General features: G+C 39.2%; 11 protein-coding genes. All 11 read left to right on the forward strand.

The genetic code is table 11. The features are described from left to right. Positions 1–4 precede the first annotated feature (4 nt). The 11 genes from MAHAU_RS06555 to MAHAU_RS06605 all read left to right on the forward strand — a co-directional run bounded on the left by MAHAU_RS06555 (position 5) and on the right by MAHAU_RS06605 (position 12,514). Positions 5–439: a PPC domain-containing DNA-binding protein gene (locus MAHAU_RS06555; protein ID WP_013780940.1), complete on the forward strand. Its 435-nt coding sequence runs from the start codon at positions 5–7 to the stop codon at positions 437–439. 143 nt (positions 440–582) lie between these two features. Then, positions 583–1,740: an acyl-CoA dehydrogenase gene (locus tag MAHAU_RS06560; RefSeq protein ID WP_013780941.1), complete on the forward strand. Its 1,158-nt coding sequence runs from the start codon at positions 583–585 to the stop codon at positions 1,738–1,740. A gap of 12 nt (positions 1,741–1,752) precedes the next feature. After that, positions 1,753–2,547 carry an electron transfer flavoprotein subunit beta/FixA family protein gene (locus MAHAU_RS06565; protein ID WP_013780942.1) on the forward strand — a complete coding sequence of 265 codons (795 nt, stop codon included), beginning with the start codon at positions 1,753–1,755 and terminating at the stop codon, positions 2,545–2,547. 10 nt (positions 2,548–2,557) lie between these two features. Continuing rightward, positions 2,558–3,751 carry an electron transfer flavoprotein subunit alpha gene (locus MAHAU_RS06570; RefSeq protein ID WP_013780943.1) on the forward strand — a complete coding sequence of 398 codons (1,194 nt, stop codon included), beginning with the start codon at positions 2,558–2,560 and terminating at the stop codon, positions 3,749–3,751. Between the two features lie 208 nt (positions 3,752–3,959). Next, positions 3,960–5,291, forward strand: coding sequence for an RNA-guided endonuclease InsQ/TnpB family protein (locus tag MAHAU_RS06575; RefSeq protein ID WP_049783345.1), 1,332 nt, complete (start codon positions 3,960–3,962; stop codon positions 5,289–5,291). 42 nt (positions 5,292–5,333) lie between these two features. Beyond that, on the forward strand, positions 5,334–6,881 hold the full coding sequence (locus MAHAU_RS06580; RefSeq protein ID WP_013780945.1) for a response regulator: 1,548 nt from the start codon (positions 5,334–5,336) through the stop codon (positions 6,879–6,881). Between the two features lie 42 nt (positions 6,882–6,923). After that, positions 6,924–7,403 (forward strand): hypothetical protein, encoded by a 480-nt coding sequence (locus tag MAHAU_RS06585; RefSeq protein WP_013780946.1) that lies wholly within the window; start codon positions 6,924–6,926, stop codon positions 7,401–7,403. Between the two features lie 6 nt (positions 7,404–7,409). Continuing rightward, complete coding sequence (locus MAHAU_RS06590; RefSeq protein ID WP_013780947.1) at positions 7,410–8,723, forward strand: sensor histidine kinase; 1,314 nt, start codon at positions 7,410–7,412, stop codon at positions 8,721–8,723. Between the two features lie 108 nt (positions 8,724–8,831). Continuing rightward, on the forward strand, positions 8,832–9,800 hold the full coding sequence (locus MAHAU_RS06595) for an ABC transporter permease (protein WP_013780948.1): 969 nt from the start codon (positions 8,832–8,834) through the stop codon (positions 9,798–9,800). Positions 9,801–9,829: 29 nt separating this feature from the next. Next, complete coding sequence (locus tag MAHAU_RS06600; protein ID WP_013780949.1) at positions 9,830–10,723, forward strand: carbohydrate ABC transporter permease; 894 nt, start codon at positions 9,830–9,832, stop codon at positions 10,721–10,723. A gap of 78 nt (positions 10,724–10,801) precedes the next feature. Next, positions 10,802–12,514, forward strand: coding sequence for an extracellular solute-binding protein (locus tag MAHAU_RS06605; RefSeq protein ID WP_013780950.1), 1,713 nt, complete (start codon positions 10,802–10,804; stop codon positions 12,512–12,514). Positions 12,515–12,547 lie beyond the last annotated feature (33 nt).

Below are 12,547 nucleotides of genomic sequence, written 5' to 3' on the forward strand. Positions count from 1 at the left end.
AATTATGGAATATTTTTCAACACAACAGATAGGCAGGACGTTTGTATTGAGGCTTGATCAAGGCGATATGATCCTGGAAAATATAAACGAATTAATCGCGAAAGAGGGAATAAAGGATGCGGTAGTGATATCCGCCATAGGCACATTGGATATGTGCGTATTGCATATGGTGACCACCACGGGATATCCAGCAGTAGAGCACTTCGAGCGTTGGGAGAATAAACCTCTGGAGCTTTCATCGATAGATGGAATAATAGCCGATAGCAAGCCTCATTTGCATGCAGTTGTAGCCGATTCTGAAAAGGCCTATTCAGGGCATCTTGAGAACGGATGCAGGGTGCTATATCTTGCTGAAATAGTCATTATGGAATTAAAATCTATGGATTTAACTCGCGTATACAACGATAAACATATACTAAAATTAATAAGCCAGAAATAACGATAAATATAATTATTTATTAGAAGCCGGGGTTTTATCTCGGCTTCTTTCTTATCTATTGAATAGCGCACCAATCTTTTATATTGTCAAGTTATATGCAATATGTTAAACTTATAATATAATTTATGGGGAGGATTTGACGGATGGATTATTTCCTTACGGAAGAACAACAAATGATAAAGGAATTGGCGGCGCGCATAGCCGATGAAAAAGTAGCGCCGGTAGCCCGGGAACTGGATGAAAAAGAGGAATTCCCATACGAGATAATGAAAATATTAGCTGAATCAGATCTTTTCGGCGTATATATACCGGAGGAATACAGTGGACTGGGCGGAGGTATAACCGAGCAGTGCCTTGTGATCGAAGAATTGAGCCGTGCCTGCGCCGGCGTAGCTGTCAGCTATGCTGCATCAGGGTTAGGCTGCACACCAATATTGCTATTTGGTACAGAAGAACAAAAGCAAAAATACGTGCCGGATATAGCAGCTGGTAAAAAATTAGCTGCTTTTGCATTGACCGAGGCCAATGCCGGCAGCGATGTGAGCGGTATACAGACTATGGCCGTTAAAGACGGCGATTATTATATATTAAACGGTACCAAACAGTGGATAACCAACGGCGGTGAGGCTGATGTCTATGTCGTTTTGGCGGTAACCAACAGGAGTAAAGGAAGCCGTGGGTTTTCGGCTTTTATTGTAGAAAAAGATACTCCCGGCCTTTCATTCGGAAAGAAAGAAAAGAAACTCGGTATACGGGCATCGGCCACGCGTGAAGTGATATTCACCGATTGTCGCATACCGAAAGAAAATATCCTTGGCAAGGAAGGCATGGGCTTTATAGTGGCTATGAAGAATTTTGACCGTACGCGGCCGGGCATAGGAGCTCAGGCGGTCGGCATAGCCCAAGGGGCTTTGGATTATGCAGCTAGTTATGCGCATCAACGCTATCAATTCGGACAGCCCATATCCTCATTCCAGGCCATACAGCATATGCTGGCTGACATGGCTACGCAAACCGAGGCTGCCAGGGCACTCGTGTATGCTACGGCGCGCATGATCGATGCAGGAGCCAAAGATTTCAGCAAAGAGTCATCGATGGCTAAGGTGTTTGCTTCAGATGTAGCCATGAAGGTTACCACCGATGCCGTCCAGATTCTGGGGGGTTATGGCTATATGAGGGATTATCCTGTCGAGAAAATGATGCGCGATGCGAAGATCACTCAAATATATGAAGGCACCAATCAGATACAACGCAATATAATAGCGCTGGAATTGATAAAGCAATATGCCAGCAAAAAATGAGGTGATAGCGCATTGAATATAATAGTATGCATAAAGCAAGTGCCGGCTACTAATGATGTCAAGATAAACAAGGATACCAATACGCTGGTTAGGGATGAGGCTCAAAGCGTCATAAATCCATTCGATACATATGCGGTAGAAGAAGGCGTGAGGCTTAAAGAAGCAACGGGCGGCAAAATTACGGTTATAAGCATGGGTATACCTAAAGTAGCTGACATATTAAAGGAATGCATAGCTGTCGGAGCGGACGATGGTATACTCTTGAGCGATAGAGCATTTGCCGGGGCGGATACATTGGCTACTTCGGCGGCACTGGCTGCAGGAATAAACAAGATAGGTGACTATGATATCATAATATGCGGCAAACAGGCTATAGACGGAGATACTGGACAGGTAGGGCCGGAATTAGCCGAACGTCTCGGTATCCCGCATATAACGTGCGTCAGAAAAATAGAGGAGATAAAGGAAGATTATATACGAGCACAGCGTATGACCGATTTCGGTTACGAGGTTATAGAATGTTCGTTGCCTGCCGTCATAACCGTTGTAAAAGAGATAAATGAGCCGCGCTTGCCGTCCATAAAAGGCATGATGAAAGCCAAAAAAGCGGTTATACCGGTATGGACGGCTGACGACGTAGGTGCCGATAAGGATAAAATAGGGCTCAGAGGTTCACCTACCAAGGTTATAAAAACGTTTACTCCGGAAATAAATATAAACACCGAAATAATAGACGGTACACCGGAGGAGCAGGCTCATAAACTTGTAGAAAAGTTGCTGCAATTGCAGATAAAAGTACCTGTATGAGGAGTGTATAATGAGCATAAGGATTATAGAAGAAAACTGTACGGGCTGTGCCGTGTGTGTCAGGGCATGCCCGTTTGGTGCTATAAAGATGGAAAACGACAAAGCCGTTATATTGGACAACTGTACGCTATGCGGATCATGTGCAGATGCATGCAAGTTCGACGCGATAGATTTTCAAGCCGAGCGTGGGACGGGCATGGGCGACCTTTCATCATACAGGGATGTATGGGTATTTGCGGAGCAAAAGGACGGGGTCATAGATAGCGCAGCCTTTGAACTATTAGGCGTTGGAAGGCATCTGGCCGACCAGCTCGGTCAGGATTTGGCAGCCGTATTGATAGGCAATAAAGTGCGGCCGCTGGCTCAGCAGCTTATAGCCTATGGCGCCGATAAGGTTTACTGGTTGGATCATGCGGACCTCGAGCGTTTTAACGATGAGCTCTATGCAGATAATCTATCCTACCTTGTAGAGCGTTATAGGCCTAACATAGTGTTGCTTGCAGCTACAGTTTATGGTCGCTCATTGGGACCGAGGGTGGCTGCACGCATAGGTACTGGTCTTACTGCGGATTGCACCGGATTAGAAATAGATGTCGATACGGGAAATCTCATGCAGACGCGGCCGGCTTTTGGCGGTAACCTTATGGCTACTATCGTATGCCCGGATCATCGGCCCCAGATGGCCACGGTGCGTCCTAGGGTTATGAAACCATTAGAACCGGATTCTGAACGTTCAGGCCGCATACTCCGCCAACAGCCCCAGCTAAAACAGGGTTTAAAAACGCGCGTGCTGCAGGTGGTAGAGGAAGCTGGAGAAACCGTCAACCTGCTCGAAGCAGATATAATCGTATCGGGGGGCAGAGGCCTGGGGGATCCCAAAAACTTTACCTTGATAGAAGAATTGGCTCAAACGCTAGGCGGCGCTGTAGGAGCGTCGCGGGCTGCGGTAGATGCTGGTTGGATACCGTACAGCCATCAGGTAGGACAAACCGGCAAGACAGTGGGGCCGAAGGTATATTTCGCATGTGGTATATCTGGAGCCGTTCAGCATTTGGCAGGCATGTCGTCATCGGATATAATAGTGGCTATAAACAAAGACCCAGATGCGCCTATATTCAAGGTGGCGACGTACGGTATAGTGGGCGATGTGCTCGAGATATTGCCTTTGATAACAAAGGAATTCAAAAAAGCGCTCGGCAAATAATTATTTAGGGGGCGCGGCGGGAATCCTCTCTAATTTATTGGAGAGATGAGAACCGCTTTTAATTACCGATAGTCTTGCAGAAGCCTTCGCCACTTGTGCCAAGGGGAAGTCAGGTTGGATACTATGTTTTATATAGAGACCATAGGTTCCATATCCGAAGATGCAATCAAAAAATATATCGAACACCAAAATACAAGGGGGTGAAATAGTGAGATTAAAGAAAAATAAACCCAACGCAAAGCAGAGGGTTATACAATTCGAGTTAAACCCCAATAAAGAACAATGCATTATATTAAGCGCTCTGACATATGCCTCATCAAAGCTTTGGAATGTGGCAAATTACGAGCGAATTACCTGGACGAAAGAAAGCGGCAATCCCTATCCGGACTGGTATGAACAAAAAGCGAGGCTAAAGGAAAGCTTTTGGTACAAAAACCTGCCATCGCAAACAGCTCAGGAAGTGCTCAAACAGCTGGACGAAGCTTGGAGCTCGTTTTACAAGCTGAAAAAGACCGGCGGTATAGAAAATCCAAGGCCGCCTAAATATAAGCATAGCAACTTCAATATACGGTACCTGAACAAAGGGTTTGTTATATCAGACGGAGTTATCAGGCTTACAGTACCAAAACAGCAGAAGTTGTATATGAAACAAAAATATGTTCTGGACACAGACTTTCTGTACATACAAATACCTGATAGATATAAAAACTTTGCTGGCAAAGCAAAAGTCATCGAGATAATACCCATACCCAGGAGTAACAAATATAAGATTAATATTATCGTCGATTTGCCAGCAACCCAATATCAACAAGATAACGCAATATACATGGCCATTGATTTGGGAGTTAACAACCTTATGACATGCTATACGTCCACAGGCAAAAGCATGATCATATCGGGCAGGCAATTATTGAGCATAAACCGCTACTTCGACAAAGAGATAGCACACCATCAGTCGATAACATATGCGCAGCAGGCAACATCTGAAGCAAAGTACAAAAAGAGCAGCAGGCGGATACAGCAGTTATATACAAAACGCAAAAAGCAGGTCCATCATCTTCTGCATACAGCCACCAAACAGGTTATAGACTTTGCAGAGCAAGAAGGGGTGGCTGCCATTATTATTGGTGATTTATCGCATATTCGAGATGATAAAGACATGGGTAAAGTTAACAATCAGAAAGTTCACAAATGGCCGTTTAAGAAAGTAGAGGAGCTGCTTACATACAAAACTGCTGACAGAGGCATATTTACCGACAAACAAGAAGAGAGCTATACCAGCCAGTGCAGCCCATATGCAACAGAGGTATCAGAAGCGAGCGCCCAAAAGAGCAATCGTAAATACAGAGGCTTATATGTGGTAGACAGTAAGACCTACAACGCTGATTGTGTTGGAGCGTACAATATACTGAAGAAGTATCTGTGTAGGGTTGGCAAACCTAACCCAGCAGTAGTGGCGTTGGACCCACCTGAGATGTACCGATGGAACGGACAATGTTTCATCGGGAATCAGAAGCTCGCCAATTTATTGGCGATGTAGTTCACCACTGTGCATGGCAGAAATTGGGCAGGTGGTTAGATCATGTATAGCATATTAATAGCAGATGATGAAGAAATTATTTGTAAAGGTATTGAATCCAAGATAAAGAGATTGGATTTGGCCTATGAAGTAAAAGTGATATTGGCTTTTAGCGGAAAAGAAGCACTTGAAGGGGTAATTACATATAAGCCTGATATTATAATTACCGATATTTGTATGCCTGATATGGATGGTTTGGAATTAATCCAGCAAATAAAGGAATACGGCGAATGTATTAACTATAAGCCCAATTTTATAGCATTGAGCGCATATGATAAATTCGAATTTGTGAGAGAAGCATTTAAGCTAGGGGCGATCGATTATCTTTTAAAACCTGTAGGATTGTCTGATTTGCGAGAAGTATTGGATAAAGCCGTGAAAGAACAACAAAAGGCAAGAAGCGCCGGCAACGCTGCATACTATCACCAAATATTATTAGAAAATAATCTAAGCAGGCTTTTGGTAAATAGTGATATTGACAGCAAAATATTGCATAATCTTATAGAATCTATAAAAGAAGACTTTAATTATAATTATTTGTGTATTGGTATAATAGACGTTAGAGACGAAACAGATAATAAAATTTCAGATATAGCTGTCGATATAATTAAGCTCGAAAAACCTAAGCCTGAAGCAACTGGCATTAACGTGTTACATTTGTGTGATCAGGAGCATATGCTTGCTTTATTGTTTAATTATCATACTCCCGATAAATATGATGGGATCATTTCCCAGCTTTCTTATTTATATCATATATTGAGCCAGCGCTTCGTAAGAGTATTTATATCTATAAGTGACTGTGCAAAAGATATTTACAGCATTCATAGTCTTTATAAGCATGCCTATAAAGCGCTTATATATAGGATTATATATCCTGAATATAATATTATTGAATATGGTAAAATAAAACATAAATCCGACGATATTACTTTTGCTCTACAAAGATTGGATGTTTTAAGGCAGTATGCCGATAATTTTGATATATATAGAATGTGTGAGGTTATTGACAATGTATTTAACCTGGATGTTTTAAGGGATATATCTATAGAGAAACTTAGCCAATTATATAACTATGCCGTTCATATTATCAATGAATGGTATAGCATTAACGGTGAGCGAGATTTTCAGTATAAAGATTTTAATGAATTCTACAATTTAGCGGATATGCGTAGATTTTTGAAGACTAAGATAAATGATATGAACTATTTAGTTGAGTCTCAAGCCGTGAGCAATGCTATCGATATTGCTATCAAATATGTGAAAGAAAATTACTATAAGGATATTAATATGGCTGTTATAGCTAATATAGTAAATATGAATTATTCGTACTTCGGCAAATTATTCAAGAAAACTATGGGGGTTAGTTTTGTCGAATATTTGACCAGCGTTAGGATGGAAAATGCTAAAAAATTACTAAAAGATCCTTCTAATAAAATCACTCAAATATCAAAAATGGTAGGATATGAAAATCCAAAATACTTTACAAGGGCATTCAAGGCTTATTTTGGTTTTTCTCCTCATGATTTCAGAGAAAAAATAATTTCTGCATGAATAAAACTTTGCTTGGGCATTTATTCTAGTGAGGTATTTTATATGCTTAAAAGGGTATCAAAAATATATGAAAATATGAGTTTATTTAAAAAACTAATAATTATCTATATCATAGTTATAGCAATACCGATCGTTTACTTTAGCGTTTACTCATATAATAAGATGTTAAATAGTATTGAGCGAGATTACATAAATGAAGCTCGCGAAAGTGCAGCAAGCATAAAAAGTGCTCTGTTATATAAAATTAATACAACAGAAGACATTATGGAGCGTTTATCCATGGACCCGCAGCTAAACAGATTGTTGTCTTCCAAATACATTTTAATGAGCGAATTGTTAGAAAGCTATAAATACCAAATAATACCTCAATTAAAAAATACAATTATTTTTAATAAAGCTAATATATGTAGAATAAGTATATATACAAATAATGCGAACTTAACAGAATCGTGGGATTACTTCTATAAATTGAGCAGAATTTCAAACTCAAAGTGGTATAATGATTTCATAAAAAGCTCATAGAATTATATGTGGATGGGTTCTCATCAAATAGAACTTTTTGCACGTTCAAAGGATCCAAATGAGACAGAGGTATTTTCGTTTATTAAAAAGCTATATAGCATAGATCACCAGTATATGGGAATAATGGTTCTGGATATTAAAGTGAGCGATATGTTCAATGAACTAACTAATCTTTATAATAACAACTATTACTTTTATATATTAGATAACTCTAACAAAGTATTATTTCCCTACAACGCTGTTCTTCCCGCCACGATAAAACAAAATGCCTTAGGAAATAAAGGATATGACATTCGTGGAGACACTCTCTATGTATATGATACTGTCGATCCTATAGGAGTCAAAATAATAAGCGTGTTTAATATGTTGACGAATGAAAGTATAAAAGACAATTTACAAAAAGCCAGGATAAATATGCTTTTAACAATTGGCATAAGTATCCTTTCTATGCTATTACTGCTTTATTTATCATTAAAATTCATTTTCAAAGAGATAAATTACATGTTAGGAATGATGCAGGAAGTAGCACAAGGGAATTTAAATATAAGGATACCTATTGAATATAATGATGAAATCGGGAGAATGGCGTATAATTTCAATATTTTAATAGATAAAATAAACGCTTTAATGAAAAGCATGTTAAAAAAGGAAAGTGATAAGAGAAACGCCGAATTTGCAGCATTGCAGTATCAAATGAATCCTCATTTTATTTATAATGCTATTGATATTATAAACAGTAAATTGGAATTAGATGGAAATTATGATGGGGCGGAAGCTATAGCTATATTCGGTAAGATACTTAGATATAATATGAACAATGATTATAAATATATACCGATAAAAGACGAAGTTGAAAATGTAAAGAATTATATTGAGTTACAAAAAATTAAATATGGAGATAAAGTTAGTTTAAATGTTAATCTTCCATCAGACCTGGCGGATCATAAGGTCATTAAGTTTATTATCCAACCATTAGTGGAAAATTCTATAAAGCATGGATTTAGTAATAGTAAGTCTTCTATAAATATAAATGTAGACTTTCATATCATAGATTGTAATTTGGAAATCACAGTTAGAGATGATGGCGTAGGTATATCTGATAAAAGGCTGAACGAGATAAATGATGTGTTGGCATCAAACATAGAAGAGGACGAACACCTGTTAAATAATACGAAGCCAAACGGTTCTATAGGTCTGAAGAACATTAGCGATAGAATAAAGCTTTTTTATGGACCACAGTATTCAGTTCGTCTTTATAGTCAAGAGGGTCAATATACCAAAACAGTAATAACAATTCCATTTCATACACAGCTAAAATAGTAACCAAATGACCAAAAATGTTACTTTAACCCGCAATGCTTCTTCTGTATAATGCTAATGTACCTAAACTGATATTTATTTAATTTTAAGCATTGGGGGTTTGTAAGTATGCATGAAAACAGTTTAGCTAATAAGCCCATTACCATATCTAAAAGTAAAGAAAGCAAATGGAGCCGGTTTTTAAAGCAGTTAGATTTGCAAAGTATGATATGGCCCGGATTAATTGTGTTGATCATTTTTGCATATATTCCTATGTACGGCGTATTGATAGCTTTCAAAGACTATAACATTTTGGATTCCAGTTTTATAGGTATTTTAAGAGCACCCTGGGCGGGGTTAAAATATTTTAAAGAGTTTTTTAACAGTCCGGATATAGTTAATGTTTTGACAAATACAGTGGCTATAAATATTATAGGCCTTATAATAGGATTCCCAGCTCCTATAATATTTGCGCTACTATTAAATGAAATTGCGAATGATAAATTTAAAAAGTTTACTCAAACCGTATCATATTTACCATATTTCATATCTTGGGTTATATATGGGGGTCTAATAATAAACATGCTTGCTCCTGACGGGGTGGTGAACGGAGTATTACAAAGATTGGGTGTTATAGAGGATCCCGTCCTTTTTATGGGCGAGCCGAAGTATTTCTGGTTTATAGCTGTAATTACCGGTATTACGAAAGGTTTAGGGTGGAATGCTATTATATATTTGGCTGCAATAGCCGGCGTAGACCCAGAACTATATGAAGCTGCCATAGTAGACGGGGCGGGTCGCTTTAAAAGAATGTGGTATATAACACTGCCATCTATATCTGGTACTATAGTTATTCTGCTGATTTTAGCAATAAGCGGTATGTTAGGTTCGAATTTTGATCAAATATGGATGTTGCAGAATCCACTCAATGTCAGCAGGAGTGAGGTTATAGATACTTATACCTATAAAATGGGGCTTGGCAGTATGAGATTTTCATATGCGACTGCGGTTGGTTTATTCCGCTCTGCGATATCAGTCATTTTGTTGGTTACCGCCAACTATATATCCAAAAAATTAACGGAACAATCGCTATTTTAATCGAGCGTAACATAAAGGAGGAAAGTTCTATGGTAACTAACAGGTCAAGGGGAGATAGGATATTTGATATAATAAATACCATAATTATGGTATTTATTATATTGATTACACTTTATCCATTTTGGTACTGCATTATAGGGTCGTTTAACGAAGGCTTAGACTATATGCGCGGAGGAGTATATCTCTGGCCGAGAAAATTTAGCCTGAATAATTATCGTATAGTACTATCAGACAGAGCTATTTTGCATGCATATATCATAACTATCGCAAGAACGATCATAGGCACCGTCCTTACATTATTGGTTACAGCGTTATTTGCTTATGCATTTTCACGGGATTATTTAATGGGCAGAAATATATATGCTGCTCTAGGCATCATTACTATGTATTTTAGCGGAGGTATGATACCGACTTATCTAACCATTAAAATGCTTGGATTATTGGACAACTTTTGGGTATATATTTTGCCCGGCTTGTTTGGATTCTATAATGCTTTAATATTTAACGCATTCTTTAAAGGTATTCCGCAGTCGTTATTCGATTCGGCTAAAATAGACGGAGCCGGTGAATATAGGGTTTTCTTCAATATAGTTATACCGCTGTCGACCCCGGTGCTTGCTACCATCGCTCTATTTGTGGCTGTTGGCCACTGGAATTCATATTTTGATGCCATGTTATATACTACTAAAGAAGAACTACAACCTATACAGCTTTATTTAATGAAAATTATCCGTACCAAAGCTGCAGCAGCACAAAAAGCGCAAGCCGGAGCAGCTTCATTGCATATCGAACAAAATGCTGTAACATCCACGACGATGCAATATGCTACTATGATGATCACAATTATTCCTATTATCATAGTATATCCTTTTTTACAAAAGTACTTTGTAAAAGGGCTTTTGATAGGGTCAATAAAAGGTTGATATGTTGTGATTTCAAGCAGGATGCTGCCATTCTGCTGGAAATATATATTTTTAATTAAAAGAAAGGGGAATGTCGTAATGGTAAAAAAGATGAGGTGGCTCAGTGCGGCCTTGGTAGTGTTGTTGCTGGTATCCACTCTTGCAGCATGCTCAGGAGCTTCGGATACGGAAAAAGCAGAAGAACCTAATGAGAGCAGTGAAGCAACTAATAACAAGACCGAAGGTGAAAGAGAGCAACAAAAAACTGGCCCAAGTTGGTCTTGGGATACCAGTCCGGTAACGCTGGATTGGTACATCGATTATGACTGGGCAGCTTATACCTGGGATGCCAAGAACAGAATGATGAATAAATTGGTGACTGAAAAAACCGGAGTGACGGTGAACGTAATTACACCTGCTGCGGGTGGCAGCGAGAAATTGAATGCTATGATAGCAGGTGGCACGCTGCCGGACATAGTAACATTGTGGTGGGCGTCACCGCAGTTCAAACTGATGGTACAGGGAGGACTGGTTTATTCGATAAATGAGTTGAGTGAAAAATATGCGCCGGAATTAATGACTATCTTGCCCAAATCGATGATAGAGACGCATAAATTCCCTGATGGTAATTTATACGGTATAGTCAGCTTCTTTTGGGCACCCGAGGAGATGGACCCGGAAAAGAATTATTGGGAAACTAATGCGGGTATATTGGCTCGGCAGGATATTATGGATCAACTGGGAATAACGCGCAATGATTTCAGCACCCAGGAAGGTGCGATAAATGCTTTGAAAAAAGTAAAAGACAGCGACATAAAATACCAGGGGGTTAAGGTTGAGCCTATGACATTCGGTGCGGAAGGTATGGATGCTGTAGATCTTACTTTGCCAGCATTTTTTGGTGTACCTATGGAAGATGAACAGGGTAACTATATAGACCAAAGGCTGCATCCCAAATATTTGGAGGTTGTTAAGTTCGCAAACAGACTATACAGAGAGGGTTTGGTGTCTAAAGAGGTATTTACTAGTCAAAGGCAACAAATCGAAGAAAAAATAAAGTCCGGCAGCGTATTTTCGTTTTTAGGTAATGTAGGGGATTACCAAGGCCCTATGTATGATTTATATAAACTGGACAAAAAAGCTAAATTCGTGACTGTTGAGCCCATACGTTCTAACGATGGAAGTGATCCGGTAAGAATAGAGTCGGGCATAGGATGGAATACGACATGTGTTACTAAACAGTCAAAACATCCGGATAGGGCGATAAGATTCTTGGAGTTCCTATATAGCGAAGAAGGCGATTTAATACAGAGTTACGGTATCGAAGGTGAAACTTATAAAGTGAATGCGGATGGAACCATTGAGCTGATGCCGGAACTGCTGCAACTCCAATTGGAAAACCCAGAAGAATTTGATAATAAGTACGGCTTTGGAGGTTTTGGGTGGCTGGTGGATTATGTTAGAGTACAAAAGAGGACCAAGCCTGTAACCGAGACTGATAAGTTAAAACAAGATTGGTATAAAGATATGTCTAAGATAGTTTACCACACAACGCTCTTTGAAAAACTCGGACCAGATCCGGGGACGGATGCCAGCAATAAACTTACACAGATAGACGAGTACTGGAGAAAACAGGTTGCGCAGATGATGGTAGCCGAATCCGAAGCCGAATGTGAGAGAATATACAATGAAACTATTCAGCAGATGAATAAAATGGGGATGCAGGATATTATCAAGATACGCAATGAGAATTTCCAAAAAAACAAACAGGCTGCCGGAGTAAAATATGCATGGCCGACTTATAATGAATGATTGATTTCGCAAAACGCATGAAGGGCAATATAT

It is taken from the genome of Mahella australiensis 50-1 BON (genome assembly GCF_000213255.1).
Classification (GTDB): domain Bacteria; phylum Bacillota; class Clostridia; order Mahellales; family Mahellaceae; genus Mahella; species Mahella australiensis.

Coding starts and splice junctions, on each gene's coding strand:
- MAHAU_RS06555 (WP_013780940.1), top strand. CDS start 5: ATGGAATATTTTTCAACACAACAGATAGGCAGGACGTTTGTATTGAGG.
- MAHAU_RS06560 (WP_013780941.1), top strand. CDS start 583: ATGGATTATTTCCTTACGGAAGAACAACAAATGATAAAGGAATTGGCG.
- MAHAU_RS06570 (WP_013780943.1), top strand. CDS start 2,558: ATGAGCATAAGGATTATAGAAGAAAACTGTACGGGCTGTGCCGTGTGT.
- MAHAU_RS06580 (WP_013780945.1), top strand. CDS start 5,334: ATGTATAGCATATTAATAGCAGATGATGAAGAAATTATTTGTAAAGGT.
- MAHAU_RS06585 (WP_013780946.1), top strand. CDS start 6,924: ATGCTTAAAAGGGTATCAAAAATATATGAAAATATGAGTTTATTTAAA.
- MAHAU_RS06590 (WP_013780947.1), top strand. CDS start 7,410: ATGTGGATGGGTTCTCATCAAATAGAACTTTTTGCACGTTCAAAGGAT.
- MAHAU_RS06595 (WP_013780948.1), top strand. CDS start 8,832: ATGCATGAAAACAGTTTAGCTAATAAGCCCATTACCATATCTAAAAGT.
- MAHAU_RS06600 (WP_013780949.1), top strand. CDS start 9,830: ATGGTAACTAACAGGTCAAGGGGAGATAGGATATTTGATATAATAAAT.
- MAHAU_RS06605 (WP_013780950.1), top strand. CDS start 10,802: ATGGTAAAAAAGATGAGGTGGCTCAGTGCGGCCTTGGTAGTGTTGTTG.